Below are 5,666 nucleotides of genomic sequence, written 5' to 3'. Positions count from 1 at the left end.
CTCTTGGCAGGCTTTTCTCTCGGCTTTTCTCTCATTCTCGCAATAGGAGCTCAAAATGCTTTTGTCTTGAAACAAGGTTTGAAACAAGAGCATGTATTTCTTACTAGCTTGATTTGCGCGGTCTCAGATGCGCTNTTGATCACTGCCGGCGTGCTGGGGTTTGGCGCCATTGTTCAGGCATATCCTGAGATTGAGCTTGTCGCGCGCTTCGGCGGAGCGGCTTTTTTAATCTTATATGGCCTTAAGAGTTTCTATTCGGCTTGGCAAGCAGAGCACGCTCTGGTTGCAGAAGGAGCGTCTACATCACACGCGTATAAGATCGCCCTAACCTGTCTTGCGTTTACCTGGCTAAACCCACACGTTTATCTGGATACTGTTTTTCTCCTTGGCGCGATTTCTGTTCAATATGGAGAGCAGCAACATCTTTTTGGTATCGGCGCGGTGTGTGCATCCTTCGCATTTTTCTTTTCACTCGGCTACGGTGCCCGCATACTGCGTCCTATATTTGAAAAACCAAGTGCATGGCGCATGCTCGACTTCATTATCGGTATCGTCATGATCGCGTTGGCCGTCAACTTACTGCTTTAGGTGCTTATGAAGTTATCGTCTTTGCGAACCAGTGAGAAATCTGCGGCCTTCCACTACAGCCACCCGACTCACCTCGAAACCCTAGTAAAGTTTGCAGCACTGTTTGGTATCGTCGTCGCCTACTTTGGATTTATGGCCTACAAATATGATGCGGCAACCGGGTTTGGCTTGGCCGTTCTATCTTGGAGCTTTTTCGTTTTATGTACACCCATCGCGGATGGCGGTTTTCTTCTGGCATTTCCTGTGCGTTTGCTGTTCGGTATTAAAATGGCGATCACGCAATTGGTCGTTTGGTTTATAGCGATTGCGATCAACGTTTATATGCTTTCCGCACACGCAGATACTTACGAACTATCGATCATTACGAAAGTCTTGCACCAGATCCTCGTTGAGCCTTGGCCTTATTGGAGCATTCTCATTATTAGCGCATTGGGTACGTTTTTATCCATTTACTTTGGCGATGAAATGATGGATGTTACTCACCACCATAATCGCGAAAAACACCACAAGAACGGCTTCAAGTATCGAGTACTGGCGACTGTCGGTTTAGGCTTGCTAACGATCGCGGCGTACTATGAATTACTAAGCTCTCTCAATATCAATATTGGCGACTAAAGAGGACGCCTCTTCATGTATGAAGATCCGCAAGATTCAAAACAAAAAGTAGAAATAAAACGCTTAGGGCGATCGGGCTACTTGCATACGGTCATTCCGATTTTCGATAGTTCTGGCAAGGTGATTCAACGGATTGTAAAACCGTTAATGGTAGAGCTCACTCTTCGGGACATTATTCAGATCGTTGTCGGCGCAACGCTGTTGGCGATTCCCATGGCGTTTACGGAAGAAACGTGGCAGCTCGGAAGCACCCTTCCAAATTTAAATGTGGCCATACTCTCGCTCGTTTCACTTAGTTTTATTGCGCTGTTTGTGTATGTGCATTTTTACCGTTTCTACTTAAAAGGCTTCGTACTTGAATACTTCAAGCGCGTGTTTGCGATTTACGTTATCTCATTGGTTGTGGTTGGCTTGTTGATGACACTGATTCAACAATGCCCTTGGGGTGTTGATAACGTCCTCGCAATCAAGCGCATCATCATTGTTGCGTTTCCCGCCTCGATGAGTGCGGTCGCAACAGACGCATTAAAATAAGTGACGCTTCCCATGCTTACACACTACAACTGTGCTTTTGGCGATTTTGAGCTTTCGCGTTTTCCCTTGTTTGCATCAAGCAAGGCGCAGCAAAATCTTCAAGCATGGGAAAGCTCAGACACACTTTTGTTAGAGGATGTGGCTAAGCGGCAGCTGTCATCCAATGCCCGCATACTTATCTTAAATGATAGTTTCGGTGCTTTGAGCTGCGCGCTTGCCAAGCACAAACCCGTAGTCCAGTCCGATTCATTTTTATCGCTGACCGCAATCTCCAACAACATAAACGAAAACAAATGCGAGATGCCGGAGGCCATTCTACCTAGCACACAGAATCCACAGGGCATCTTTGATCTCGTACTGATCAAAGTACCTAAGTCGCTCGCTATGCTCGAGGATCAGCTTTATCGCTTGCGTGCCAACATAAACCAAAACACAACGGTGATTGCCTCGTGCATGGTGAAGTCGCTCAGCAAAAATACGCGTGTGCTTTTTGAGAATATTATTGGCCCAAGCAGCCAGTCTCTTGCCGCGAAAAAAGCAAGGCTCATTCATTGCTCGCCAGATCCGACTACTTGGCAGGGTAGCACTAAGTTTCCGCGATCATTTACGGCCTATGGCATGGCGCTAAGTTGCCACGCCAATGTGTTTGCGGAAGGCAGAGTTGATCCGGGCACGCACGTTTTTCTAGCGAATCTAGAATTATTGCCCAAGGCCGAGAGCCTCATAGATTTGGCATGCGGCAATGGCATTATGGGTATCAATAGCGCGCTAGCTTGCGATGCAAAGCAGGCTTTTTTCTGCGATGAATCGTTTATGGCGATCGACAGCACGACGCACAATACGCAGCAATACTTGTCCGATATCGCCTGTACTCTTGAAGCTGGAAACGGCATTCCTGATACCTTCCCAAACGTTGATCTGATCGTTTGCAACCCACCGTTCCATCAGCAACAAACAATGGGAACCGATATTGCGCTGGCCATGTTCCAAGACGCCTACGCGCACTTAAAAACGAACGGTCAGCTATGGGTCATTGCCAATCGTCATTTAGCCTACCACGGACCATTAAAACGACTATTCGGGAACTGCGAGAACATGGCTCAGCACAGCAAATATGTACTGCTTCGCTGCAGCAAACAGTAAGCGCCTGTTATGAAAAACGTTTCGCTCGCGATGAGCGCTAAAGACTGGTCAATACTAATTGGGCTTTCAATTCTCTGGGGTGGCTCTTTCTTTTTCAATGAGATCACGCTAACCGGGTTCTCTCCCCTCACCGTCGTTTGGCTACGCGTTACCATTGCCGCGGCCTGCTTGTGGTTTTTGGTGTTCGCCAAAAATATAACGATCCCTAAAACCGGCACATTTTGGTGGTCGATCATCCTAATGGGACTGATTAACAACGCCATGCCTTTTTCGCTGATTGTTTGGGGACAGCAAGAAATTGGCTCTGGGCTCGCTTCGATTCTCAACGCCACGACACCATTGTTCACCGTATTGGTTGCCGGAGCACTTTTAAGTGACGAGCGTATCGCACCGCTAAAAATCCTTGGTGTACTGATCGGACTCGGCGGCGTAGCCGCCATGATTGGGCCACAATACCTAAGCGGTCTAGGTGAGAGCGTGTCCGCGCAGCTCTCGATACTGGGTGCCGCACTCTGCTATGCCTTTGCCGGAGTGTTTGGCCGCCGTTTTCGTGAAATGCAGGTTTCTCCCGTGATGACCGCTACACTGCAAGTCAGCATGGCAAGTCTCTGGTTGTTGCCGGTATGTATTTTCGGAGGCCATGTCCAAGAGCTATCTACCGCCAATAGTTCCGCATGGTTAGCTGTCGCGGCACTCGGCACTTTCTGCACGGCATTGGCCTACATTGGTTATTTTTCTCTGCTTTCCAGCTCAGGCGCGACCAACCTGTCTTTAGTAACCTTTTTAGTACCGATATCAGCAATTTTATTAGGCTGGTTGTTTCTGGGTGAGCAGCTCAAACCCATTCACTATTTTGGTATGGCGTGTATCTTTACCGGCCTTGCTGCGATTGATGGTCGTCCCTTTAAAAAGTTGCGGCAACGGAAGGAGAAAGTGCTGTGACGTTGGCGTCCTCGTTTGCGTTGATCATCGCAATGTTCGTTCTCGCATTGACACCGGGCCCTGGTGTCTTTATCTCAATCTCCGCAGGCCTTCAAGAAACACCGAAGCGTATCGCCGCGATGATTAGCGGCATCATCACGGGCGACATTCTTTTTCTGATGCTCAGCATCTATGGATTAAGCTGGGTGGCCACGCACCTTCAAGGTGCATTTTTGTTTCTTCAATACGGCGGCGCCGCTTATTTGTGCTACATGGGCTTCATAATGCTCAAACACAGCAACGAAACGAGCATTGATCTGGCGCAAAACGGCAATCAAGCAAGCGCAACTGGCCGGCGTCAGCTTGGTTACATGGTGGGTCTTGTCGTCACGCTCGCCAACCCCAAAGTCATCTTCTTTTACGTGAGCTTTTTACCAAATTTCATGGACTTACAAAGCCTTACCGCGCTTGATATATTCATCGTGATCTTTATCATCGCCGCGGTACTCGCGACGAGCATGGGCTTTTATGCATGGCTCGCTTATAGCGCCCGACATGCCGTCGTATCGGAAGCGGCACAAAAAACATTGAATACAACATCTGGTGCCTTGATCCTCGTAACTGGCGTGATCTTCGCATTAAAAACGGGCTAAGCACTCTTTACCCTAACGGACTCATTATCTAATGGAACTCGAACTTATCGCCCTGTTGGGCATGGGCTTTACCTTTGGTTTACTTCACGCGCTCGACGCCGACCATGTGATGGCCGTCAGCACGATGTCGAGCAGTCGCAACGGCTTTCAATCCCGAGCTAGACAAACACTCGCATTCTGCTCTCGATGGGCCTTAGGGCATGGCGGAGTTCTATGTGCATTGGCGGCGGCACTACTCTCTTTTAATCTGCAATTTCCAGAATGGTTGCACGCCAGCGCTGAAAAGTTGGTAGGCATCATTCTCATCGCGCTTGGGGTCTGGATTCTATGGTCATTTCGGCAGAACAAAGTTCGACTGCGTATTCACTCGCATGGCGAACACGTTCATGCGCACCTTGCAGATGCGTCACATTCAGCAAAAACTGTGAACGATCATGGCCCCGTATTGGTCGGCATAACACATGGCCTGGCAGGGAGTGCGCCCGTTCTGGCTTTATTGCCCACACTTGAAGTCGCCAACGGAACATGGGGATTTCTTTATGTGCTGCTGTTCTCGCTCGGTGTGCTTTGTATGATGATGCTTTTTGGCCTTGGTTTTGGTTACGCTCAAGCGCGGCTGATTCAGTTTAGTACCAAAGTTTTTGAGTGGTCTCGACTGCTTATTGCAAGCATTTCGATTGGTTTCGGGACGTATTGGCTAGCCGGCTAGTTAAGGAAAGCGATCTCGCCACAGGTGCTGGTCAACATTCGACATCAAAACCGTCTTGTCGCGAAACGCTTCTCAGATTCACTATTTTAAGGCTTCTCCCCGTTCCATTTTCTTTGTAACACCGGGACCGGCTTCCGGCTCTAGGTCTCGGGCTTGGATCTCTTCGCCGCAACAATCGCAGGTATACCGTGGCTTGGTGTAATTTCCGCATGATTTATGGGTATAGACCACCGGCGCGCCATCTTCATCTGCAACCCATTTATCGCCCCACTGAACAACACTCATCAGCACAGGATAGAGATCTAACCCTTTCTCAGTAAGGCGATACTCAAAACGTTTGCCCGATGCATCATAAGGCCGTTTAACCAGAATACCTTCTTCGACTAATCGCGTTAGACGATCTGAGAGCCGATGCTTGGTAATACCCAGGGACTTCTGAAAATCTGAAAAGCGCCGAACCCGGCGGAAGCAATCGCGAATGATAAGTAAGGTCCAGCGATCGC

8 protein-coding genes are annotated in these 5,666 nt (G+C 48.8%); 7 read left to right on the top strand and 1 reads right to left on the bottom strand.

All coding sequences use genetic code 11. From position 1 onward, the window contains the following. The 7 genes from A3751_RS09655 to A3751_RS09625 form a co-directional block, all read left to right on the top strand. Positions 1-588, top strand: a 588-nt coding sequence (locus A3751_RS09655) for a LysE/ArgO family amino acid transporter (RefSeq protein WP_231876867.1), incomplete at its 5' end; no start/stop codon positions are given. Between the two features lie 6 nt (positions 589-594). Further along, positions 595-1,203, top strand: a complete 609-nt coding sequence (locus A3751_RS09650) for a hypothetical protein (RefSeq protein WP_068455016.1) — start codon at positions 595-597, stop codon at positions 1,201-1,203. A 15-nt stretch (positions 1,204-1,218) separates the two neighbouring features. After that, complete coding sequence (locus tag A3751_RS09645) at positions 1,219-1,737, top strand: DUF2391 family protein (RefSeq protein WP_082863156.1); 519 nt, start codon at positions 1,219-1,221, stop codon at positions 1,735-1,737. Between the two features lie 12 nt (positions 1,738-1,749). Beyond that, positions 1,750-2,880 (top strand): methyltransferase, encoded by a 1,131-nt coding sequence (locus tag A3751_RS09640; protein ID WP_068455014.1) that lies wholly within the window; start codon positions 1,750-1,752, stop codon positions 2,878-2,880. A gap of 9 nt (positions 2,881-2,889) precedes the next feature. Beyond that, positions 2,890-3,822, top strand: a complete 933-nt coding sequence (locus tag A3751_RS09635) for a DMT family transporter (RefSeq protein ID WP_197466261.1) — start codon at positions 2,890-2,892, stop codon at positions 3,820-3,822. Further along, positions 3,819-4,454: a LysE family translocator gene (locus A3751_RS09630; protein ID WP_068455010.1), complete on the top strand. Its 636-nt coding sequence runs from the start codon at positions 3,819-3,821 to the stop codon at positions 4,452-4,454. The genes A3751_RS09635 and A3751_RS09630 overlap by 4 nt, the downstream gene beginning before the upstream one ends. Positions 4,455-4,485: 31 nt before the next feature. Then, positions 4,486-5,163, top strand: coding sequence for a sulfite exporter TauE/SafE family protein (locus tag A3751_RS09625; protein ID WP_068455007.1), 678 nt, complete (start codon positions 4,486-4,488; stop codon positions 5,161-5,163). 81 nt (positions 5,164-5,244) lie between these two features. On the opposite strand, the gene A3751_RS09620 is transcribed toward A3751_RS09625, so the two are convergent. Then, the coding region (locus A3751_RS09620) for a helix-turn-helix domain-containing protein (RefSeq protein ID WP_068455004.1) at positions 5,245-5,666 on the bottom strand (422 nt) is incomplete at its 5' end.

This window comes from Oleiphilus sp. HI0080, from assembly GCF_001635135.1.
The sequence above is the reverse complement of the archived record's forward strand: the minus strand, read 5'-3'. Positions and strand labels throughout refer to the sequence as shown.

Bases quoted from the DNA above. Each gene is read 5' to 3' on its own strand.
- A3751_RS09650 (WP_068455016.1), top strand. From the start codon at position 595: ATGAAGTTATCGTCTTTGCGAACCAGTGAGAAATCTGCGGCCTTCCAC.
- A3751_RS09645 (WP_082863156.1), top strand. From the start codon at position 1,219: ATGTATGAAGATCCGCAAGATTCAAAACAAAAAGTAGAAATAAAACGC.
- A3751_RS09640 (WP_068455014.1), top strand. From the start codon at position 1,750: ATGCTTACACACTACAACTGTGCTTTTGGCGATTTTGAGCTTTCGCGT.
- A3751_RS09635 (WP_197466261.1), top strand. From the start codon at position 2,890: ATGAAAAACGTTTCGCTCGCGATGAGCGCTAAAGACTGGTCAATACTA.
- A3751_RS09625 (WP_068455007.1), top strand. From the start codon at position 4,486: ATGGAACTCGAACTTATCGCCCTGTTGGGCATGGGCTTTACCTTTGGT.